At 69.6% G+C, this 22,359-nt stretch carries 17 protein-coding genes; 11 read left to right on the top strand and 6 right to left on the bottom strand.

What is annotated here, in order from left to right; translation table 11 throughout:
• Positions 1-105 precede the first annotated feature (105 nt).
• On the bottom strand, positions 106-564 hold the full coding sequence (locus AVTE2539_RS14880; protein ID WP_284411697.1) for a thioesterase domain-containing protein: 459 nt from the start codon (positions 562-564) through the stop codon (positions 106-108).
• A gap of 149 nt (positions 565-713) precedes the next feature.
• Here AVTE2539_RS14880 and AVTE2539_RS14875 point away from each other — a divergent pair, with 149 nt between their 5' ends.
• From AVTE2539_RS14875 to AVTE2539_RS14845, 7 genes are all read left to right on the top strand, one after another.
• Positions 714-1,718 carry a tripartite tricarboxylate transporter substrate binding protein gene (locus AVTE2539_RS14875; protein ID WP_284411695.1) on the top strand — a complete coding sequence of 335 codons (1,005 nt, stop codon included), beginning with the start codon at positions 714-716 and terminating at the stop codon, positions 1,716-1,718.
• A gap of 95 nt (positions 1,719-1,813) precedes the next feature.
• The gene (locus AVTE2539_RS14870) at positions 1,814-3,364 is read left to right on the top strand and encodes a UxaA family hydrolase (protein WP_284411691.1); all 1,551 of its coding nucleotides are present in this window, start codon (positions 1,814-1,816) and stop codon (positions 3,362-3,364) included.
• Positions 3,365-3,532: 168 nt separating this feature from the next.
• The gene (locus AVTE2539_RS14865) at positions 3,533-5,002 is read left to right on the top strand and encodes an NAD-dependent succinate-semialdehyde dehydrogenase (RefSeq protein ID WP_284412461.1); all 1,470 of its coding nucleotides are present in this window, start codon (positions 3,533-3,535) and stop codon (positions 5,000-5,002) included.
• Positions 5,003-5,192: 190 nt separating this feature from the next.
• Positions 5,193-6,233: a Bug family tripartite tricarboxylate transporter substrate binding protein gene (locus tag AVTE2539_RS14860; RefSeq protein WP_284411689.1), complete on the top strand. Its 1,041-nt coding sequence runs from the start codon at positions 5,193-5,195 to the stop codon at positions 6,231-6,233.
• Positions 6,234-6,332: 99 nt separating this feature from the next.
• Entirely contained in the window at positions 6,333-7,343 is a 1,011-nt protein-coding gene (locus tag AVTE2539_RS14855; RefSeq protein ID WP_284411687.1) for an NAD(P)-dependent oxidoreductase, read from the top strand.
• 57 nt (positions 7,344-7,400) lie between these two features.
• On the top strand, positions 7,401-8,207 hold the full coding sequence (gene hpaI / locus AVTE2539_RS14850; protein WP_284411685.1) for a 4-hydroxy-2-oxoheptanedioate aldolase: 807 nt from the start codon (positions 7,401-7,403) through the stop codon (positions 8,205-8,207).
• 194 nt (positions 8,208-8,401) lie between these two features.
• Positions 8,402-9,088, top strand: coding sequence for an IPTL-CTERM sorting domain-containing protein (locus tag AVTE2539_RS14845; protein ID WP_284411683.1), 687 nt, complete (start codon positions 8,402-8,404; stop codon positions 9,086-9,088).
• An 85-nt stretch (positions 9,089-9,173) separates the two neighbouring features.
• Here AVTE2539_RS14845 and pmbA read toward each other — a convergent pair whose 3' ends face one another.
• Complete coding sequence (pmbA, locus tag AVTE2539_RS14840; protein WP_284402734.1) at positions 9,174-10,583, bottom strand: metalloprotease PmbA; 1,410 nt, start codon at positions 10,581-10,583, stop codon at positions 9,174-9,176.
• Between the two features lie 86 nt (positions 10,584-10,669).
• Here pmbA and yjgA point away from each other — a divergent pair, with 86 nt between their 5' ends.
• From yjgA to AVTE2539_RS14825, 3 genes are all read left to right on the top strand, one after another.
• Entirely contained in the window at positions 10,670-11,335 is a 666-nt protein-coding gene (gene yjgA / locus AVTE2539_RS14835; RefSeq protein WP_284411681.1) for a ribosome biogenesis factor YjgA, read from the top strand.
• The gene (gene mog, locus AVTE2539_RS14830) at positions 11,328-11,942 is read left to right on the top strand and encodes a molybdopterin adenylyltransferase (protein WP_284411679.1); all 615 of its coding nucleotides are present in this window, start codon (positions 11,328-11,330) and stop codon (positions 11,940-11,942) included. Before yjgA ends, mog begins: the two co-directional genes overlap by 8 nt.
• A 320-nt stretch (positions 11,943-12,262) precedes the next feature.
• The gene (locus AVTE2539_RS14825) at positions 12,263-13,078 is read left to right on the top strand and encodes a hypothetical protein (RefSeq protein WP_284411677.1); all 816 of its coding nucleotides are present in this window, start codon (positions 12,263-12,265) and stop codon (positions 13,076-13,078) included.
• A gap of 60 nt (positions 13,079-13,138) precedes the next feature.
• Here the strand turns inward: AVTE2539_RS14825 and cysE are convergent, their stop codons facing one another.
• Together cysE and AVTE2539_RS14815 are read right to left on the bottom strand one after the other, a co-directional pair.
• Positions 13,139-13,924 (bottom strand): serine O-acetyltransferase, encoded by a 786-nt coding sequence (gene cysE, locus AVTE2539_RS14820; RefSeq protein ID WP_284402731.1) that lies wholly within the window; start codon positions 13,922-13,924, stop codon positions 13,139-13,141.
• A gap of 45 nt (positions 13,925-13,969) precedes the next feature.
• A complete protein-coding gene (locus AVTE2539_RS14815; RefSeq protein ID WP_284411675.1) occupies positions 13,970-14,764 on the bottom strand; it encodes an RNA methyltransferase in 795 nt (264 codons plus the stop codon).
• Between the two features lie 138 nt (positions 14,765-14,902).
• Between AVTE2539_RS14815 and AVTE2539_RS14810 the strand changes: the two genes are divergently transcribed.
• A complete protein-coding gene (locus AVTE2539_RS14810; protein ID WP_284407290.1) occupies positions 14,903-15,835 on the top strand; it encodes an inositol monophosphatase family protein in 933 nt (310 codons plus the stop codon).
• A 92-nt stretch (positions 15,836-15,927) separates the two neighbouring features.
• On the opposite strand, the gene AVTE2539_RS14805 is transcribed toward AVTE2539_RS14810, so the two are convergent.
• Together AVTE2539_RS14805 and AVTE2539_RS14800 are read right to left on the bottom strand one after the other, a co-directional pair.
• Complete coding sequence (locus tag AVTE2539_RS14805) at positions 15,928-17,058, bottom strand: response regulator (protein WP_284402728.1); 1,131 nt, start codon at positions 17,056-17,058, stop codon at positions 15,928-15,930.
• Positions 17,059-17,070: 12 nt separating this feature from the next.
• Entirely contained in the window at positions 17,071-21,987 is a 4,917-nt protein-coding gene (locus AVTE2539_RS14800) for a PAS domain S-box protein (RefSeq protein WP_284411673.1), read from the bottom strand.
• Positions 21,988-22,359 lie beyond the last annotated feature (372 nt).

Below are 22,359 nucleotides of genomic sequence, written 5' to 3'. Positions count from 1 at the left end.
GGGCGTGGAAGGTGGTTGAAGGAAAGGACAGGAAAGGAAGCCGCAGGTGGGCGATGCAGCGCGTGCACCGGGGCACAGGCCGGCACGGGCCGGCCCCCGCCCCGGTCAGCGGTGCAGCACGAACTGCCCGGTGAACTGCACCGCATCGTCCTCGCTGCCCTCGGCCCGGACGCGGGTGTGCAGCGCAAGCCGCGCGAGGCCGCGGCGCTGGTACGTGGTGATGAAGGTGCGCCACAACGCCGGGTCGGGCGCCTCGCAGATCGCCACCGCGGCCCCGCGCACGGGCAGCGGGTAGCGGATGTGGCTCTCCTGGATCACGATGTGGCCGCCCTCGATGCCCGCCTCCCGCAGGCGCAGGTGCAGCCAGCCCCAGCCGGCCAGCACGGCGCCGCAATACAGGCTGCCGCCGAACATGGTGCTTTTGTGGTTGACGTTGGGCTCCAACGGCAGATGCAGGTGCAGCGCGTGGTCCTCCCAGCGCAGCACGGTCAGGCCCATGTCGCGGGTGAGCGGGATGTCGTGGTGCAGCACCTGCTGCAAGGCCTCGGTCGATTCGGTGGTCATCGGTGCGTCTTTCAACGAAGGGGAAGGTGCCGTTCGGCTTCATAACCGTTAGGCTATGAAGCGAGTCTGCTAATTCATTGGAAAGCAATGATTGTCTGCCCAAGAATCCAGCCTGTGCTTTCCCGATAAAAAACAGACCGGAGACATCGATGAATTCTTCCCGCCCCTTGCAGCGGCGCCAGTTCGTGCTGGGCGCCGCCGGCGCGGCCGCCCTGGCCGCCACGTCCACCCTCCTTCCCTCCCGCGCCCTGGCCAACGGCTACCCCGAGCGCACGATCACCTTCATCTGCCCCTGGCCGGCCGGCGGCACGGCCGACCAATCGATGCGCACGCTGTGCACGGTGGCCGGCCGCATCCTGGGCCAGGCGGTGGCGGTGGAAAACCGCGCCGGGGCCTCCGGCATGATCGGCTCGAAGGCCCTGGCCTCCGCCCGGCCGGACGGCTACACGATCGGGCAGATCCCGATCTCGGTCACGCGGTTTTCGCAACTGGGCACGCTGCAGGCCGATCCGCGCAAGGACTTCACCTACCTGGCGCGCACCTCGGGCCAGACCTTCGGCATCGCGGTGCCGGCCGATTCGCGGTTCAAGACGCTGCAGGACTTCGTGCAGCACGCCAAGGCGAACCCCGGCCAGGTGACCTATGCGCACGCGGGGGTGGGCGGTGCCACGCACGTGGGCATGGAAGAATTCGCCAGCGTGGCGGGCATCCGCCTGAACCACGTGCCGTTCAAGGGCGGCGCCGAAGCGCTGCAGGGCGTGCTGGGCGGCCATGTGGATGCGTTGGCCGATTCCAGCTCGTGGGCGCCGCATGTCGAGGCCGGCAAGCTGCGCCTGCTGGCCACCTGGGGCGAGCAGCGCACCGCGCGCTTCAAGGACACGCCCACGCTTCGCGAGTTGGGCTACGACGTGGTGGTGGATGCGCCCAACGGCATCGGCGCGCCCAAGGGGCTGGACCCGGCCATTGCGGCGAAGCTGCGCAAGGCCTTCCGCCAGGCCGTGGCGAGCCCCGAGTTCAAGGCCGTGGCCGACCGGCTCGATGCGCCGCTGCTGTACCTGGACGGCCCCGACTACGAAAAATACGTGAACACGGTCTACGCCAAGGAGACCGTGCTGATCGACAAGCTCAAGCTGCGCGAACTGATGAAGAGCTGATGCCGAGCGAACGGGCGGCGGCATCGCAGCCGCCGCACCGCCCACCCTGCAAGAGAGCGCCCCTTCCGAAGCGCCCCCACCCGAAAGCCCCACCGATGAACGCCATTGCGCCGCTCCCCGCCCCCACCGACAGCCCGCTGCTGCACCTGCACCCCAACGACAACGTGCTGGTGGCCAAGTCGGCGCTGGCGATCGGGCAGGCCATTGCCGAACTGGGCGTGCGCACGCGCGCCCAGGTGCCGGCCGGCCACAAGATCGCCGCGCGGCGCATCGCGCAGGGCGAACAGGTGAAGAAGTACGACACAGTGATCGGCGTGGCCACGCGCGACCTGGAGCCGGGCGACTACGTGCACAGCCACAACATCGAACTGGTCGATTACTACCGCGACCCGGCTTTCGGTGCGGACGTGCGGCCGGTGGACTATGTGCCGCAAGCCGAGCGCGCCACGTTCCAGGGTTTCGTGCGCGAGGACGGCAGCGTGGGCACGCGCAACTTCATCGGCATCCTGTCGTCGGTGAACTGCTCGGCCACGGTCATCAAGCAGATCGCCGCGCACTTCACGCCCGAGCGGATGAAGGCCTTCCCGCACGTCGATGGCGTGGTGGCGTTCGCGCAGACGAGCGGCTGCGGCATGTCGTCGCCCAGCGAGCATTTCGACGTGCTGCGCCGCACGATCGCCGGCTATGCGCGCCACCCCAATCTGGCGGGCGTGCTGATCGTGGGCCTGGGCTGCGAGCGCAACCAGGTCGATGGGCTGGTGGATTCGCAAGGATTGCAGCGCGGGCGCCTGATGCGCACGCTGGTGATGCAGGAGGTGGGCGGCACGCGCGCCACCATCGCCGCGGGCGTGGAGGCGATCGAGGCGATGCTGCCCGCCGCCAACGCCGCGCGGCGCAGCACGGTGAGCGCGAGCCACCTCAAGATCGGGCTGGAGTGCGGCGGCTCGGACGGGTTCTCGGGCATCACGGCCAACCCGGCGCTGGGTGCGGCGATGGACGTGCTGGTGCGCCACGGCGGCACGGCCATCCTGTCGGAAACGCCGGAGATCCACGGCGTGGAGTTCATGCTCACGCGCCGGGCGATCACGCCCGAGGTGGGGCAAAAATTGCTGGACCGTCTGGCCTGGTGGGAGCGCTACGCGGCCGGGCAGAACGCGCAGTTCAACGGCGTGGTGGGCCACGGCAACCAGGCCGGGGGGCTGGCGAACATCTTCGAAAAGTCGCTCGGCTCGGCGATGAAGGGCGGCACCACGCCGCTGCGCGCGGTGTACGAATACGCCGAGCGCATCGACGAGAGCGGCTTCGTCTTCATGGATTCGCCGGGCTACGACCCGGTGGCGGCCACGGGGCAGATCGCCAGCGGCGCGCAGCTGATCTGCTTTACCACCGGGCGCGGCTCGATGTTCGGCAGCAAGCCGGCGCCGACGATCAAGCTGGCCAGCAACACGGCCATGTACCAGCGGCTGGAGGAAGACATGGACATCAACTGCGGCGTGATCCTGGACGGCGAACTGACGGTGCCCGAGATGGGCCAGCGCATCTTCGAGCAGATCCTGCGGCACGCGAGCGGCGGCGCCACCAAGAGCGAGCTGCTGGGCCTGGGCGACCACGAGTTCGTGCCGTGGCACCTGGGCATCGTGAGCTGACCCTGGCTGAACCGGGTCAGGCACCATTACTACAAAATTGATAGCACGATGCCCTAGTGTTATTTGCACTGGAGCCCGATTTCATTCCAACCCCATTCCGTCCCTGCCATGCCCCTGCCCCTGCCCCTGACCCTGCCCCTGACCCTGCCCCTGACCCTGCCCCTGACCCTGCCCCTGACCCTCCACCGCCCCGACCTGATCCGCAGCGCCAACTTCATCGCAGGCCAGTGGCACCCCGGCCCCGGCGCGCTGCTGCCCGTGACCGACCCCGCCACCGGCACTGTCATCACCGAGGTGCCCGACTCCGGCGCCCCCGAGGCCCGGGCCGCGCTGGAGGCCGCCCATGCCGCCTTTCCTTCCTGGCGCCAGGTGCCCGCCAAGCAGCGCGCGGCCATCATCAAGCGCTGGAACGATCTGGTGCTGGCCCACCAGGACGACCTGGGCGCCTTGATCTCGCTGGAGCAGGGCAAGCCCCTGGCCGAGGGCAAGGGCGAGGTGGCCTACGCCGCCAGCTACATCGAATGGTTCGGCGAACAGGCCACGCGCATGAACGGCGAGGTCATCCCCGCCCCCGTGCCCGGCCGGCGCATGTTCGCCCTGAAGGAGCCCGTGGGCGTGGTGGCCGCCATCACGCCGTGGAACTTTCCCGCCGCGATGATCGCCCGCAAGATCGCCCCGGCCCTGGCCGCCGGCTGCACGGTGGTCTGCAAGCCCGCCGAGGACACGCCCCTCACGTCGCTGGCCCTGGTGCTGCTGGCCCAGGAGGCCGGGGTGCCTGCGGGCGTGCTGAACATCGTCACCGCCTCGCGCGAGAAGACGCCCGAGGTGGTGGACGTGTGGCTGGACGATGCGCGCGTGCGCAAGATCACCTTCACCGGCTCCACGCCCGTGGGCAAGCACCTGGCGCGCCGCAGCGCCGACACGCTCAAGAAGCTCTCGCTGGAGCTGGGCGGCAACGCCCCCTTCATCGTGTTCGAGGATGCCGACGTGGACGCCGCCGTGGACGGTTTCATGGCCGCCAAGTTCAGAAACGGCGGCCAGACCTGCGTGTGCCCCAACCGGGTGTTCGTGCACACCGCAGTCCATGCCGAATTCGCGCAAAAGCTCACCGCCCGCGTGGCGGCCTTGAAGGTGGGGCCGGCCAGCGACCCCGCCTCGCAGATCGGGCCGATGATCAACGCCCGGGCGGTGGAGAAGATCGAGCGGCACGTGCAGGACGCCGTCGCCAAGGGCGCCAGGGTGCTCACGGGCGGCAAGCGCCTGACCGACCTGGGCGCGACCTACTACGCCCCCACGGTGCTGGAGAACGCCGATGCGACCATGGCCTGCGCCTGCGAGGAGACCTTCGGCCCGGTGGCGCCGCTCACGCGCTTTGACAACGAACAAGAAGTGATCGCCGCCGCCAACGACACGCCGTTCGGCCTCGCGGCGTACTTCTACAGCCAGGACGTGCGCCGCATCTGGCGCGTGGCGGAGGCCCTGGAGACGGGGATCGTGGGGATCAACGAAGGGGCGCTGGCGGCGGAGGCGGCGCCGTTCGGGGGCGTGAAGGAGTCGGGCTACGGGCGAGAGGGATCCACGCACGGGCTGGAGGATTACCTGCACACGAAGTATGTGTGCCAGGGAGGGCTGGGCTGAGGGGCACACGGCCCACACCAGCACACCGACCGCACAAGGCTCCCTCCACCAAACCGCCTGTCACCGCCACGCAAGCCCCCACCACGGAAGCCCCCCATGCATTGATCGATTTCCCCACCGGCACGGCGCGACATGGGCGCGGTGCCGGTTTGTTCGCCCAAGTAAAAACCACACACCAGGAGACAACACCATGGTTCCCATCGCTTCCCGTGCCCATGCACACCCCGGCCCACGCACCCGCACCACCACCGGCCGCCGAGCGCTCGTCGTATCGGCCGCGCTCGCCCTGTGCGGGCTGGCCGCGCCGCTCGCCGCCGTCCACGCGGCCGACGCCTATCCGACCAAACCCGTCACGCTGCTGGTGCCCTACCCGGCCGGCGGCGCCAACGATGCCGTGGCGCGGCTCGTGGGCCAGAAGCTGGGCGATGCGCTCAAGCAGCCCATGGTGATCGACAACCGCCCCGGGGCCGGCACGACCATCGGCACCACGGTGGCCGCCAAGGCCGCACCGGACGGCTACACGCTGGTGCTGGGCTCGCTGGCCAGCCACGCGGTGAGCCCGCACCTCTATGCCAAGCCCGGCTACGACGCGGTGGCCGACTTCACGCCCATCGGGCTGATCGGCGTGGTGCCGATGGTGCTGGTGGTGGCGCAGGATTCGCCGTACACCAGCGTGCGCGCGCTGGTGGAGGCCGCGCGCAAGCAGCCGGGGGCGCTCAACTACGGATCGTCGGGCAACGGCTCGCCGCTGCACCTGGCGGCGGAACTCTTCAAGCAGGCCGCGCAGGTGCAGATCAACCACGTGCCCTACAAGGGCGGCAACGCCCACACCATGGACCTGATGGGCGGGCGGCTGGACATGATCCTGGACACGCTCACCAGCGCCTCGCCGCTCATCAAGGGCGGCAAGGTGCGGGCGCTCGCCGTGGCCGCGCCCGCCCGCCTGCCCGAGCTGCCGGACGTGCCCACCTTCGCCGAGGCGGGCTACCCCGGCTTCGAGGTCAACGCCTGGTATGCCCTGTACGCCCCCGCCAAGACGAGCAAGGACGTGGTGGCCACCCTGAACACCGCGCTGAACGCCGTGCTGCGCCAGCCCGAGGTGCTGGAACGCATGGCAGCGCTGGGCGTACGCCCGCAGCCGGGCACGCCGCAGGCCCTGGCCCGCTTCACGCAGGACGAGCTGGGCCGCTACGGCAAGGTGATCCAGGCCAACGGCATCCGCATCGACTGACACGGCACGCACGGGGCGGGCGTGGCCCGCCCCGCCTTGCGTTGCGCCTGTTCATCTCGCCGACACCATTTCACCATTTCCCCACTGCATGCACGCGCCATGAACGTTTCCACGACGCCCGATCCGGCCCCATCCTCCCTGGCCCCTTCCCCCGCCCCGTTCGATGTCCTCGTCACCGCCGCGCACTGGCCCGAGGCCGCGCAGGACCTGGTGCGCCGCAGCGGCGGCCGCGTGCATTGCATGGCCGAGCCCATCACCGAGGACACGCTGGCCGAACGGCTGGCCGCCACCGGCGCGCAGGCCATCGTGCTGCGCGGCTCCAAGCCCATCACCGAGCGCGTGATGGCCGCCGCGCCCGCGCTGCGCATCGTGGCCAAGAACGGCGCCGGGGTGGACAGCGTGGACCGGGCGGCGGCACAGCGGCGCCACGTGGCGGTGGCCGTGGCCCTGGGCGCCAATGCCGATGCGGTGGCCGAGCACGCGCTGGCGCTGATGCTCGCGCTCACGCGGCAATTGCCCGAGCTGGACCGGCGCGTGCGCGCGGGCGGCTGGGCCGACAGCCAGTGGCAGGGCCGGGATTTCCGGGGCAGCACGGTGGGCATCGTGGGCTACGGCAGCATCGGCCGCGCCACCGCGCGGCTGGCCGCCGCGCTGGGCGCGCAGGTGCTGGTGCTGCGCCCGGCGGGCCAGGCCGACGGCTTTGCCACCGAGCCGGACCTGCATGCCTTCCTGGCGCGCGTGGACATCCTGAGCCTGCACTGCCCCTTGACCGACCGCACGCGCGGCCTGATCGGTGCGCGCGAGCTGGACTGCCTGCGGCCCGGCGGCATTCTCGTCAACACCGCTCGCGGCCCGGTGGTGGAGGAAGCGGCCCTGCTGTCGGCGCTGCGCAGCGGCCACCTCGCCGGCGCGGGGCTGGACACCTTCGACACCGAGCCCCTGCCCCTGGAGCACCCGCTCAACGCCCTGCCCCAGGTGCTGCTGACACCCCACGTCGCCGGGGTGACGCGCGATGCCGCGCTGCGCGTGGCCACCGCCACGGCGCGCAACATCGTGGACCACCTGCAGGGCCGGCCGCTGCCGCCGGGCCACCTGCTGGCCGGGGTCTGAGCCCGGCCGGCTACCCTTCGTTCTCCTTCCCCCTTCGCTTCACGCCCAACCCGCACCATGCCCGCACACAACCCCTTCAAATCCGCCCTCGCCGCCCGCCGGCCCCAGATCGGCCTGTGGCTGTCGATGGCCGACCCGTACCTGGCCGAGGCAGCCGCCACCACCGGCTACGACTGGCTGCTGATCGACGGCGAGCACGCGCCCAACGACGTGCGCAGCACCCTCGCCACACTGCAGGCCGTGGCCGCGCAGCCCGCCCAGCCGGTGGTGCGTGTGGTGGAAGGCAGCGCATCGCTCATCAAGCAGATGCTGGACATCGGCGCGCGCACCCTGCTCGTGCCCATGGTGGACACGGCCGAGCAGGCCCGCGCGATTGCCGCCGCCACCCAGTACCCGCCGCACGGCACGCGCGGCGTGGGCAGCGCCGTGGCCCGCGTGTCGCAATGGAACGGCCGCGCGGACTACCTGCAGGTGGCCGACGACGAGGTCTGCCTGCTGGTGCAGGCCGAAACGGTGACGGCGCTGCAGAACCTGCCCGCCATCTGCGCGGTGGACGGCGTGCACGGCGTCTTCATCGGCCCGGCCGACCTGGCCGCGTCCATGGGCCACCGCGGCAACCCCGGCCACCCCGACGTGCAGGCCGCCATCGAAGGCGCCATGCGGACCATCATCGCCAGCGGCAAGGCCGCCGGCACGCTCACGTCCGATCCGGTGCTGGCGCAGCGCTACCTGGATCTGGGCTGCACTTTCGTGGCAGTGGGGGTGGACGTGCTGATGTTCGTGGGCGCGGCACGCAAGCTGCGCGCGCAGTTCGGCGGGCCGGCGGTGGCGGCGGTGCCGCCCCAGTCGGGCGCCGCGTATTGAGCGGTCCCACCGGCTGCGGAGGCGGGTTCGCGGCGACTCGCCGGGGCAACGGGGGGCCATGGGTGCCACCGCCTTAGCTCGCCGCGCCAGGGCGGCGGTGTTCGAAATTGGCACCAATGCAACAGTTACAGAATCGTTTGCGGTTCCGCATTAAACTTTCGGCCGGTAACAATTACTAACCCTTGGAGGCGGTTATGAGAAAAATCCTATTGGGCACTGTGTTCGCCCTGGCGGCAGGTACATCGTTCGGTGCCACGGTCAACATCAACAGCACCGGCAACTACGCCAGCCTGCAGAACTACACGAACTGCACCACGACGCCCGCGAGCCTGTGCGCCAACTACCTGACCACGAACAACATCACCGGCACCTTCACGACGGCCGGTAACCTGCCCGCCAGCGCCAGCAACCTGGAGATCGGCTCGACCGTCACCTCCTACAGTTTCTCCAGCGGCCTGGACACCGTGGCTTCCACCGACCCCAACGCCCGTCTGAACACGCTGCGCATCTCCACGGACGCCTCCGGCAACATCACGAACGTGAACCTGATGCAGGCCGTGCTGTGGATGACGGGCACCGCACCGCACACCACGGCGGACCGCTTCGCGGCCGTGATCGTCTCCGGCGCCACCAGCACCTCCACCCACAACTCCGGCTGCCAGAACACGGGCACGGGCAGCAGCGGCGCGACCGATACCTGCCTGACATCGACCGTGACCGACACCTCGCGCAGCACGGCCAACAACGCCCCCGTGAGCTACGCGATGGCCGCAGCTGCAGTAACGGCATCGCCCATTCCCACGGTGTCCGAATGGGGCCTGATCCTGATGGCCTCGCTGCTCGGCATGTTCGGCATCGCCCGCCTACGCCGCCAGCGCTGATCGGCTTTCGTTCAGCCCAACAAAAAACCCGCCGCTGGCGGGTTTTTTGTTGGGGCCGGTGCTTTCGGCACCGCTGCGGGTTGCGTCAACTGCCCGCCACCTTCATGCGGTTCACGAGGATCGAGCCCACGGTCTTGGCGCCGTAGTTGTAGGCATCGGCGCCCACGGCCTCGATGCCTTTCAGCATGTCCTTCAGGTTGCCGGCGATGGTGATCTCATGCACCGGGTAGGCGATCTGGCCGTTCTCCACCCAGAAGCCGCTGGCGCCGCGCGAGTAGTCGCCCGTCACGTAGTTCACGCCCTGCCCCATCAGCTCGATCACGAACAGGCCGGTGCCCAGCTTTTTCAGCATGGCGTCGAGGTCGTCGCCCGCGCGGGTGCGGCGCGAGGTGAGCGTGAGGTTGTGCGAGCCGCCCGAGTTGCCGGTGGTCTTCATGCCCAGCTTGCGCGCCGAGTAGCTCGAGAGGAAGTAGCCCTCCACGCGGCCGGCATCCACCACCTTGCGAGGCGCCACGCGCACGCCTTCGTCGTCGAAGGGCGAGCTGCCCTTGCCGCGAAGAATGAACGGGTCTTCCAGGATGTCGATGTGCTTGGGCAGCACCGGCTTGCCCAGCGAGTCGAGCAAGAAGGTGCTCTTGCGGTACAGCGCGCCGCCGCTCACGGCCTGCACGAAGCCGCCCAGCAGGCCGGCCGCCAGGGGCGACTCGAACAGCACGGGGCACTGCGTGGTGGGGATCTTGCGGCTGCCCAGGCGGCTCAGGGCGCGTTCGGCGGCGTAGCGGCCCACCTGGGCCGGCGCGGCCAGCTCGCGCGCATCGCGCATGGAGCTGTACCAGGCATCGCGCTGCATGTCGGCATTCTTGCCGGGCAGCGCGGCGATGGGCGCCACCGACAGGCTGTGGCGCGAGCTGGCATAGCCGCCGCGAAAGCCGCGCGTGTGGGCGCTGAAGAAGTGGCTCTGCTGGGCCGACACGCCCGCGCCTTCGCTGTTGGTGATGCGGCGGCTGGTCTGCAGCGCGGCGGCTTCGCATTCCATGGCGATGCGCGCGGCCTCCTCGCTGGTGATGGCCCAGGGGTGAAACAGCTCCAGCTCGCGGTGCGAGTCCTCGGGGGCGATGTCGGCCTCGTCCGGCAGGCCGGCCACCGGGTCTTCAGCGGTGAAGCGGGCGATGTCGTAGGCGGCCTGCACCGTCTGCTCGATGGCGGCGCTGGAAAAATCCGAGGTGCTGGCGTTGCCGCGCCGGTGGCCGATGTAGACCGTCACGCCCAGCGACTTGTCGCGGTTGCGCTCGACGTTCTCCAGCTCGCCCTTGCGCACGCTGACCGACAGGCCGCAGCCCTCGGAGGCCTCGGCGCCGGCGTCGGTGGCGCCCAGCTTCTTGGCGTGCGCCAGGGCTCGGTCCACGAGGTCTTCGAAAAACGGGCGGGTGTAGCTGAAACCGCTGTCGGGTGTCTTCGGGGCGGCGCCGGCGGCGCGTGGGCTGGGTGTATTCATATCGGCGGCTATGATACTTGCCGCCTTCGGCGCCAAGGTGCCGAAGCCTGTATGGGCACACGCGTGCCCCTCCCATTGCCCCCACCATGTCACGCAAACCCAAAAAAGGCTACTACGTGCGAGGCCAGTTCGTTGCCGAAGGCAGCGAGCTGGACATCGAACTGAAAGCCGAGCTCAAAGGCACGCACGAAGCGAGCCGGACCGACCTGAAGCGCGAGAGCGATGCGCTGCAGAAGCTCGGCGAAGACCTGCTCACGCTGCGCGCCGACCTGATGGAACGCCTGCAGTTGCCCGAGAAGCTGCGCGACGCGCTGGCCGAGGCCAAGCGCATCACCAACTTCGAGGGCAAGCGCCGCCAGATGCAGTACGTCGGCAAGATCATGCGCCAGCTCGATCCCGCCGCCGTGGCCGCCGCCCAGGCCGCGCTGGACGAGCAGCACAACGGATCGGCCGCCGAAAAGCTCGCGCTGCACGCCTCCGAGCGCTGGCGCGACCGGCTGATCGCCGACGACGCCGCGCTGCCCGACTGGCTGGAGCGCTTTCCGCGCACCGACACGCAGCAGATCCGCGCGCTGATCCGCCAGGCGCGCAAGGATGCGCAGCCCGAGGGCAAGACCGCGAACGTGCAGGTGTCCGAGGGCCTGGCCCCACGCAAGGGCCGCGCCTACCGCGAGCTGTTCCAGCTCGTGCGCGAACAGATGGAAGACGCGGCCACCCACGCCCGCCACGAAGAGACCGGCCGCGATGCCTGACGCCGTGGCACCTGCCGCGACCGGCGGCTTCGAGCCGGTGCGCATCGGCATCGTCTCCATCAGCGACCGGGCCAGCACCGGCGTCTACGAGGACAAGGGCCTGCCGGCACTGCAGGACTGGCTGGCCCGCGCGCTGCGCAACCCCATCGCCTTCGAGCCCCGGCTGATCCCCGACGACCAGGCCACCATCAGCGCCACGCTGATCGAGCTGGCCGACACCGCCGGCTGCAGCCTCGTGCTGACCACCGGCGGCACGGGTCCCGCCCTGCGCGACGTGACCCCCGAGGCCACGCTGGCCGTGGCCCACAAGGAGATGCCGGGCTTCGGTGAGCAGATGCGCCAGATCGGCCTGCGCTTCGTGCCCACGGCCATCCTCTCGCGCCAGGTGGCGGTGGTGCGCGGCAGCACGCTCATCGTCAACCTGCCCGGCCAGCCCAAGGCGATTGCGGAAACGCTGGAAGGCCTGCGGGGTGAGGACGGCAGCCCGGTGGTGCCGGGCATCTTCGCCGCGGTGCCCTACTGCATCGATTTGATCGGCGGGCCGTACCTGGAAACGCACGACGCGGTGTGCAAGGCGTTCCGGCCGAAAAGCGCGCACAGGACCTAACCAGCGCAGGGGCAATCGCAACAACAGGAACGATCAGGGACATAGGGGTGTGCCGCCGCGCTCGCTTTCGCGGAAATTCATATCCATTCGCTCTGCCCTGGTATCGCAGGCAGGTAGCTTCTTCATGATGTGGATTTACATCACTGCCACTGACGCCACTCCGAATGTCGCCATTGATCCCATCCCAGGCCGCACGCTCCGCACCCGTGCCGCATTCTTCCTGCGGCACAGACGACAGCGCGCCGCAACCCGGCAAGGAGCCAACTTCATCATCTCCCCGCTTCGGGAATCTGTCGCACCCTGCTCTGCAGCCACGCTCCATGGGTCCATCGCACGGTGACACAACCCCCTTGCGGGCATGCCATGCACCACTGCACGGCCCGTTACCGGACGGCTATGAAGTGGTGCGCCATCAACGCCCGTCTGGCGAGACGGTACGCATCATGGGTCAGCGCGATCCGTGGGGACGCTTCCACGCCAAGGATGCGGCCGGACTGGTGCACGCCACATTCAAGGCCGTCCCTCTGGAGGATGCAGGCACCGTGTGGATGGAAGGGGTTCATTCGGGACTTCAGGGGGGTCAGCCAGAATCTCTGGCCATTGCCACGCAGATGCTCGCGGTCATCCGCCGGAACCACTATCACCGCAACAACTTCAAGTCGGACAACAAGTGCCACACCCGGGTGGATGAAGACACCGAGAACGACAGAATCTGGAATGCCAAGGCAGAGATCGACAAGGTTCAGGAGCAAGGCCATTCGCCGCTGGGGGTCCGCGGCCACAACTGCGGGCAACTGACCGAGATCGCCAAAGCCTACGGCCAAGCGAATGGCTGGCCGGTACATGGCGTCGGCTCCGGCCCGACCGGCGAACTGCATGGCTTCGCGATCGTGGGCCCCAGGCCACAGCGTCTGCCAGACGATTTCACGCAATGGCCGGCCGATCTGGCCATCTGCGATGTATGGGCCAACATTGCGTGCAGCGCACAGGACTATCCAGGGCAGTTCCAGGCCAAGATGCAGAAATGGGCCTCGGAAGGCAAGGAAATCTATGACGGCGACCGAGATGACTGGGTTAAAGCCACGGATCCAGCCTGGCTCGACGCGGTGCTGTACGGCACCAAGACGCTTGACTGATCCCCGTGGCCGAGGCATGGCCTCCTAGCGGCCAGCCCCCCTACCGGCGGTGCGGCCCCGCTACTTCCCCACCAGCTCGTTGAGCTTGTCCGCCTGGAACTGCTCCTCGCGCGCCGCGTCGCAGGGCACGCAGTCCTTGGCCGGGGCCTGCGGGTTGGCCGAAAGCTTTTCGATGGCCTGCCACAGCAGCGCGATCTGGTGCTCCTGCGACGAGGCGTTGTCGATCAGGCCGCGCATGGCCTGCGAGAGCGGGTCGTCTTCCTGCGTGATGCCGTAGGCGGTGAACGGGCGCGCGGCCTGCGGCTCGGTCACGTCGGCGCTCTGGCCGGCCTTGGAGGGAATGATGCGGGCCGGGATGCCCACGGCTGTGGCGCCCGGCGGCACGGGCTTGATGACCACCGCGTTGCTGCCGATCTTGGCGCCGTCGCCCACCTCGAAGCCGCCCAGCACCTTGGCGCCGGCGCTCACCACCACGTCCTTGCCCAGCGTCGGGTGGCGCTTGGCGCCCTTGTAGAGCGAGGTGCCGCCCAGGGTCACGCCCTGGTAGATGGTGCAGCCGTCGCCGATCTCGGCGGTTTCGCCGACCACCACGCCCATGGCATGGTCGAAGAAGACGCGCTCGCCGATCCTGGCGCCCGGGTGGATCTCGATGCCCGTCATCCAGCGCGCGAAATGCGAGATGAAGCGCCCCAGCCACGGTAGGCCGTGGCGCCAGCACCAGTGCGCCGGCCGGTGCAGCCAGATCGCGTGCAGGCCGGGGTAGCAGGTGACCACCTCCCAGGTGCTGCGCGCGGCGGGGTCGCGGTCGAGGATGCACTGGACGTCGGAGCGCAGGCGGGCAAACATGGGGTGGTGGGGCGTGGGGGCGCAGCGGAAAAAGAGCCGCCGAGTCTAGCGCTTTGCCTGCGCGGCGCCGGTCATGGCTTTGGCGACACCGCGCAGGATGTGGATTTCCTCGGGCGTGAGTTGCGCGCGGTTGAACAGCTGGTTCAGGCGCGGCATGAGCTTCTTGGGCGCGGCGGGGTCGAGAAAGCCGATGTCCACCAGCGCGCGCTCCCAGTGCGCCAGCATGCCGGCCACCTGCGCGGCGTCGGCCCGCTCGGTGGCGGGTGCTGCGGCCGCCGCGCCGTCGGCGGCGGGGAAACCGCCGAGCGCCAGGCGCCATTCGTAGGCGACGACCTGGATGGCCGCACCCAGGTTGAGCGAGCCGAAGGTGGGGTTGGTGGGAATCGACAGCGCCACGTGGCAACGGTACACGTCGTCGTTGGCCATGCCGAAGCGCTCGCTGCCGAACAGGAAGGCCACGCCGGCCTCGGTGCTGGGCGTTGGAGCCAAATCGGGCTCCAGCACATGTTCTTCTATGGCATGTTGCTCACTTTTCAATAGCAACTCGAAATGCTCGCGCGGCGAGCGCGTGGGCGGGCCGAAGTCGCGCGGGGTCATGGCGGTGGCGCACAGGTGGCTCATGCCGTCCAGGGCCTCGTCCAGCGTGGCGACGATGCGCGCGTTCTCCAGCACGTCCAAGGCGCCGCTGGCGCGCTGGATGGTTTCCTCGCGGCGCAGCACGTTGGCCCAGCGCGGGGCGACGAGCACCAGGTCGCCGAAGCCCATGGTCTTCATGGCGCGGGCGGCGGCGCCGACGTTGCCGGCATGGCTGGTGTGGAGGAGGATGAAACGGGTCTTCATGGCACGCGGTCGGTGAAAAAAAGGCAGTACGGGTAAAATCGCGCGCTCATTGTCGCCGTCCGCATCGCCGGGGCGCCATTCCCCGTTCCTGAACCGCCAGGCCGCCCTTGCCGCGCGCCCGGCCCACGCCACAATCCAATGTCGACCAATCTGCACCCCATGCTCAACGTGGCCATCAAGGCCGCACGCGCCGCCGGCGCCATCATCAACCGCGCGGCCCTGGACGTGGAATCCGTGCGGATCTCGCAAAAGCAGATCAACGATTTCGTGACCGAGGTGGACCACGCGAGCGAAAAGGCGATCATCGAGACGCTGCTCACGGCCTACCCCGGCCACGGCATCCTGGCCGAGGAATCGGGCAGCGAATACGGCGCGAAGGATTCGGAGTTCGTCTGGATCATCGACCCGCTGGACGGCACCACCAACTTCATCCACGGCTTTCCGGTCTATTGCGTGAGCATCGCGCTGGCCGTGCGCGGCAAGGTCGAGCAGGCTGTGATCTACGACCCGACCCGCAACGACCTCTTCACCGCCACCAAGGGCCGCGGCGCCTACCTGAACGAGCGCCGCATCCGCGTCTCCAAGCGCACGCAGCTCAAGGAATGCCTGATCTCCACCGGCTTTCCGTTCCGTCCGGGCGACAACTTCAAGAACTACCTGAACATCATGGCCGACGTGATGCAGCGCACCGCCGGCCTGCGCCGCCCGGGCGCCGCCGCGCTGGACCTGGCCTACGTGGCCGCGGGCTACACCGAAGCGTTCTTCGAGACCGGCCTGTCGATCTGGGACGTGGCGGCCGGCTCGCTGCTGGTGACCGAGGCCGGCGGCCTGGTGGGCAACTTCACGGGCGAGGCGGACTTCCTGGAGCAGCGCGAATGCCTGGCCGGCGCACCGCGCATCTACGGCCAGCTGGTGCCCATCCTGAGCAAATACAGCCAGTTCGCCAGCGCCGGCGACAAGGCGGCCGTGCGCCAGGCGGCGGCCAACCTCTCGCTGCCCACGGACGGCCTGGACGACGTGGTGCCGGCCACTCCGGCCGAGGACGGCGAAGCCGCCACCGGCGCCCGCTGACCCGGCCGCGCCCGCGCGAAGGGATTGCCGCTGCGGCCCGTGGGTCGCGCGGCAGTCCCTTTTTTCTTTTCGGGCCTGCGGCCCGTGCCGGCCTATTCCGGGTCGGGGTACTTGAGCGCGATGTCGCGGAAGTCGTCGGCCAGGTCCACGAAGGCATCCACCATGTCGGGGTCGAAATGCGTGCCGCGGCCCCGCACGATGGTGGCGCAGGCCTGCTCGTGCGAGTACGCGGGCTTGTAGATGCGCTTGCTGATGAGCGCGTCGTACACGTCGGCCACGGCCATGAGCCGTGCCGAGACGGGAATGGCATCGCCCGCCAGGCCCTCCGGATAGCCGCTGCCGTCCCACTTTTCCTGGTGGCTGTAGGCGATCTCCTTGGACACGCTCAGGAAGGCCACGCGCATGCCCAGGCGGCGCTCGGCGTCCTCGATGGCGTTGCGGCCCAGCGTGGTGTGCGTCTTCATGACCTCGAACTCTTCCACCGTGAGCTTGCCGGGCTTGAGCAGGATGCGGTCGGGAATGCCGATCTTGCCGATGTCGTGCAGCGGCGCCGACTTGTACAGCAACTCGATCATGCGTTCGGTCAGCGTCTGCTCGAAGCGCGGGTGCAGGCGCAGGTGCTCGGCCAGCGCCTTCACGTACAGCTGCGTGCGGCGGATGTGGTTGCCCGTCTCGTTGTCGCGCGTTTCGGCCAGGGAGGTCATGGCCATGATGGTCACGTCCTGGATGGCCTGCACTTCCAGCGTGCGCATGGCCACCTCGCGCTCCAGGTAGGCGCTCTTGTCGCGCAGGAAGTCGGCGGTGGCCTTCAGCGCCAGGTGGGTGTGCACGCGCGCCAGCAGGATGGGCGGGCTGATGGGCTTGGTGATGTAGTCCACCGCACCGGCCGCCAGGCCCGTGCGCTCGTCGTCCGAGGTGGAGCGCGCGGTGAGGAAGATGACCGGAATGTCGCGCGACTGCGGGTGCGCCTTGAGTTGGCGGCAGACCTCGTAGCCGTCGATGCCCGGCATCATGATGTCCAGCAGGATCAGGTCGGGCGGCGGGGACGACTGCGCGATCCGCAAGGCCTTCTCGCCCTGGTTGGCGACCTTGACGTGGTAGTGGTCACGCAGCAGCGTGCCCATGAGGGTGAGGTTGTCGGGCGTGTCGTCCACCACCAGCACGGTGGCGATGGGTTTTTCGACAAAGAGGGACTCGTCGGCATAGAAATGGGGGATGTCCATGGGGTGGTCCTGTCATGCGGCCCCGCCTGGAGAAGGCTCGGACCCGTCGAGGTCCGATTGCGCCGCGGCATGCAGCGTGTCCAAGGCCCGCTCAAACTCGAAACTCCGGGTATCCGATTCCAGCGCAGCGAACGCTGCGCCCAACGCACTTTCCAGCACCGGCCTATTTTGCTGCAGATGGTCCACGGCGGCCGGGTCGTCGGCCTGCAGCAGCACCCGCAGCCGCTGCAGGGCCGGGCGCAGCGCCATCGGGGCCGGCTGGCCCGGCGGCGCATTCCCCGGCGCCAGGGCGGCAGGCTGCGCTGCCGCGGCCCAGGCGTCCAGACCTTCCAGCAGCTCGGCCACGCGCCGGTCCACGCCGTCGCACAGGCGCTGCAGCGCCGCGCTGCGCTGGCCGGTGCGCAGCGCCTGCTCCAGGGCCTCGGCCTCGTGGGACAGCGGCTGCGCGCCGATGTTGGCCGCCACCGAGCGCAGCGTGTGCGCCAGCCGCTCGGCCTGCTCCCAGTCCTGCGCCCGCACCGCGCCGGACAGGTCGCGCGCCACGTGCTGCTGGCCTTCCGCGAACCGGCGCAGCATGTCGGCATACAGCGCGGGCCGGCCCAGCGCGCGCTGCAGCCCGAGCACCGTGTCGAGCCCCGGCACGCCCTGGGGCAGTTGCGCGGGCCCGCCCAGCGCCGCGGCGGTCGCGGCCGAGGCCCCGGTGCCCGTCGGGCCGGCGGCCACCGCGGGCCCCGGCGCCCCGCCGGCCTCGTCCAGGCGCACACCCAGCCCCGGGCGCGGCCGGATCCACCGCGCCAGCGCCCGCCAGAGCACCGCCGGCTCGATGGGCTTGGGCACGTGGTCGTTCATGCCGGCGGCAAAGCAGCGCTGGCGGTCGGACTCCATGGCGTTGGCGGTCATGGCGATGATGGGCAGGTTCGAGTGCCGCGGGTCCGCGCGCAGCGCGCGCGTGGCGGTCTCGCCGTCCATCACGGGCATCTGCATGTCCATGAGCACGGCGTCGTAGTCCTGGCGCTCGATGCATTCGAGCGCGGCCTGCCCGTGCGCGGCCACGTCCACCACGAAGCCGGCATCGCGCAGCAGCTCCAGGGCCACGAGCTGGTTCAGTTCGTTGTCCTCCACCAGCAGCACGGTGGCGCCGCGCACGGCCAGCGGCGGCTGGTCGCTGCCGGGCTGGGCCAGGTGGGCCTGCGTGGGCATCCAGCCGTGCTCCAGCGGCTGCATGAGCGTGTCGTACAGCACCGAGGCGCTCACCGGCTTGACCAGCACGGTCTCGATGCCCTGCGCGCGGGCGGCGAGCATGACCTCTTCGCGCCCGTAGGCGGTGACCATGAGCATCTGCGGCACGCGGTCCAGGCCGATCTCGCGGATGCGGCGGGCCAGTTCGATGCCGTCCATGCCCGGCATGTGCCAGTCGATCAGCAGCAGGCCGTAGGGGTGCCGCTCGTCGATGCCCTGGCGCAGCGCAGCCAGCGCCTGCAGGCCGGACTCCACCTCGGTCGTTTCGAAGCCCATGGCCTGCAGCATGTCGGACAGCACGGTGGCTGCCGTCTGGTTGTCGTCCACCACCAGCACGCGGCGCCCGCGCACGCCGGGCGGCGGCAGTAGTGCGGGAACGGTCATGCCGCAATCGAGCGGCAGCGTCACCCAGAAGGCAGAACCCTTGCCGGGCTCGCTTTCGGCGCCCACCTCGCCGCCCATGAGTTCGGCCAGGTTCTTGCAGATGGCCAGGCCCAGGCCGGTGCCGCCGTAGCGCCGCGTGGTGGACGCATCGGCCTGCTGGAAGCTCTGGAACAGCCGCCCCATCTGCTCGGGGGTCATGCCGATGCCGGTGTCGCGCACCTCGAAGCGCAGCAGCACGCGCTGGCCTGCGCGCTCGAGCACGCGCACCAGGATGTGGATCTCGCCGCGCTCGGTGAACTTGATGGCGTTGTTGGCGAAGTTGATGAGGATCTGCCCCAGCCGCAACGCATCGCCCACCAGGTGCGCGGGCACGTCGGCAGCGGCATCGAGCACCAGCTCCAGCCCCTTCACGCCCGCCTTGTAGCCCACCACGTCGGCCACGCCCTCCAGCATGCGGTCGAGCACGAAGGGCTGCTTTTCCACGATGAGCTTGCCGGCCTCGATCTTGGAGAAATCCAGGATGTCGTTGATCACGCCCAGCAGGTGCTGGCCTGCCTGCTGGATCTTGGAGACGTAGTCGCTCTGGCGCGGCGTGAGGCCCGATTTGAGCGCCAGGTGCGACATGCCGATGATGGCGTTCATCGGCGTGCGGATCTCATGGCTCATGTTGGCCAGGAAGTTGGATTTGAGCGCCGTGGTTTCCTCCGCCATCTCCTTGGCGCGGCGCAGCTCGCGCTCGGCACGCTGGCGGTCGGTGATGTCCACGAAGGTGCCGATGACGCCGCCGGGCGTGCCGTCCGGCCGCTGGAACCCGTGCAGCCAGAACAAGGTGTGGTGGATCTCGCCGTCGGCATACGGCAGGTCCACCTCCTTGTGCACCGACTGCGCGCCGCTCAGCGCGAACTGCGCATCGGAGTCGAAGGCGGCGCGCTCGGCCTCGGACAGGTAATGCAGGTCCAGCACGGTGCGGCCGATGAGGTCGTTGCGGCGCACGCCGAAGGCGCGCTCGTAAGCCCGATTGAAGCCCACGTAGCGCCCCTCCGCATCCTTGTAGAACAGCGGCACGGGAATCGCGTCGATGAGCGCCTGCTGAAACACCAGTTGCTCGGCCACCTGTGCCTCCAGCAGCTTCTGGTCGTTCACGTCCACCTGCACGCCGATCAGTCGCCTCGCGCGGCCTTCGTCGTCGCGGATGATGCGCGCCGCGCACAGGAACCAGCGCACCTCGCCATCGTGCCGCACCACGCGCCAGGAGTCCTGCAACTGGCCGTCGCTGCCAGCCAGCGCGCTGTCGATGCGCGCCTGGGCGCGGGCCCGGTCTTCGGGGTGCAGACGGTCGAGCCAGTCCTGTAGGCTGCGCCCTTCGGGCTGCGGCGGCACGCCGTACAGGGATTCGAGCTTGTCGCTCCACACCAGCCGGTCCGAGGCCAGGTCCAGGTCGAACACGCCCACCTTGCCGGCCTCCTGCGCCAGCGCCAGGCGGTCATTGATCTCGCGCATGGCCTCCTCGGCCGCGCGCGTCTCGCTCACGTCCTCGATCACCCACAGGCATGAATCGCTGAAGCCGTCCATCTCGAGGCTGCGGCCGGACACGCGGGCCTCGAACGTCGTGCCGTCCAGGCGGTGCAGCGTGCAGACCTCCCGGACCGCCTCGCCCGCCGCCAGCCGGGCGCCGGTGCGCTCCAGGAACACGCCATGGCCCTGCGCGCCGCCGAATATCCGCGATACGGAGTGGCCGAGCAACTCGGTGGCCGAGCCTTTCATCAACTCGGTGAACGCCGGGTTGAACTGGCGGAACACGCCGTCGCACACCAGCAGGATGGGCGGCGCATTGTCGAAGATGGCGGTCTGCTGGGCCAGCAGGTCGTTGAGCAGGCGCTCGCGCCGCTGCAGTTCGTGGTGGGCGGTGATGCGGTCGGTGACGTCCTCGTGCAGCCCGACGATGGCGATGCGCCGGCCCCGCTGGTCGAACACGGGCGAGAGCGTCGCCTCTTCATGGAACAGGGTGCCGTCCGCCCGGCGGTTGATGAATTCGCCGCGCCAGGACTGGCCCGACAGCAGCCGCGCCCACAGCTGCTGGTAGGTCTCGGGCGGCGTCTGGCCGCTGGAGATGACCGAGGGCTTCTGACCACGCACCTCCTGCAGCGTGCGGCCGCTGTTGCGCTCGTACTCGGTGTTGACCCATTCGATGCGCCCCTGCGCGTCGGTGATGACCACCGCCACCGGGCTGGTCTGCAGCGCCGCGCCCAGCACCTGGAACCGCTCCATCGCGGACGCCATGCGCGCGCGGTGGCGCAGCATCTCCAGCATCATCCCGCCCATGAGCAGCAGCAGGGCGAACGTGCCGCCGCCGATCAGCCAGCGCCGCGACGGGGGCAGCAGCGCGCTCACGTCGTCCAGCGCGACGAGCTGCCAGGTGCCGTCGGGGTCCTTCCAGTCGAGCGGGTGCTTGTCGAGCGCGTAGGTCGTCCCGTTCACCACCACCTCGCGCGCATCGAGCCGGAACGGCAGCGCCGACGCCACGCCGTTGTCGAAGACCTTGCCGAACTGCCGCTGGTCGCGCACGGCATCGATGCGCGCCTGGGTGAGCGGCGGCGCCATGGCGTAGCGCCATTCGGGCCGGGTGGCCGAAAAGGCCACGCCCTTGGGCGACATCAGCAGCATGGGGTAGCCCGAGCGGGCCATCTGCGCATCGAACGCGTCGAACGCCACCTTGACCATCACCACGCCGATGATGGCGCTGGCCGGCGAATCGCCCTCGTACAGCGGCGCGGCGTAGTACAGGCCGCGCTCCTGCGTGTTGCTGCCCAGGGCCGGGTACACGTTCACGCCGCCCCGGATGGCCTGCTGGAAATACGGCCGGTAGGCCAGGTTGATGCCGGTGGACGGCGCGCCTGGCGTCTCGTGCGCCACCACGGTGCCGTCTCGCGACAGCACATACACGCCGCTCATGAGGAACCGGCCGCGCACCACGGCCAGGCGGGCGAGCGCCTCGGGCGCATCGGGGGGCAGCTCGCCGGTAGCCACCTCTTTCAGCGCGGGCTCGCTGAGCCCCAGCAGCGTCACGGCACCGAGGATCGGGCTGCCCATGCTCTGGTTGAGCAGCGAATCGGCCGTGTGCGCCAGCTGGCGGCTGCGCTCTTCCCCCCGGCCCGCCGCGCGCACATGCGCCACGGTTTCGACCACCAGCCACGCACCGAGCAGCGCCATGGCAACGACCAGCGCGGCACCGCGGCGCCACCGCCAGTCGCCCATGGCGTGGTCGTGCAGGCCGCCGATGCCGCCGGAGCGGGTGCTCACCGCCATGGGCCGGTACCCCATGCCGCTGGCCGGCCCCGGGGGCCGAAGGCGGGCGCGCAGGCGGCGCGCACGCTATGCATTCCTGGAGACACCATCACAGTCGCTTTGAACCTTCCATCACGGCAGGACACACACACTGGTCAGGACATGCCCGAGGGGCACGCGCCCTGCAGTATGTCAAAACGTAACAGTTCTTGGAACCTTTTACTTCCAAGCAGTTTTTGGACAATCGGGATGTACCCGGCCCCGGCCCCCCTGCGGACAGGGCACCGCCCAGTAAAAACCCGGGGGGTTTAACCGGCCCTGTTCATTTCCCATCTCGCCCGGCCGGCGAGCGGCAGGCCCGAAGCGGCCCGCCCATCCCGCCGCCGTCTCTTT

It is taken from the genome of Acidovorax sp. SUPP2539, from assembly GCF_030158975.1.
Lineage (GTDB): Bacteria > Pseudomonadota > Gammaproteobacteria > Burkholderiales > Burkholderiaceae_C > Paracidovorax.
This window is presented reverse-complemented; position numbering and strand designations above follow the sequence as displayed.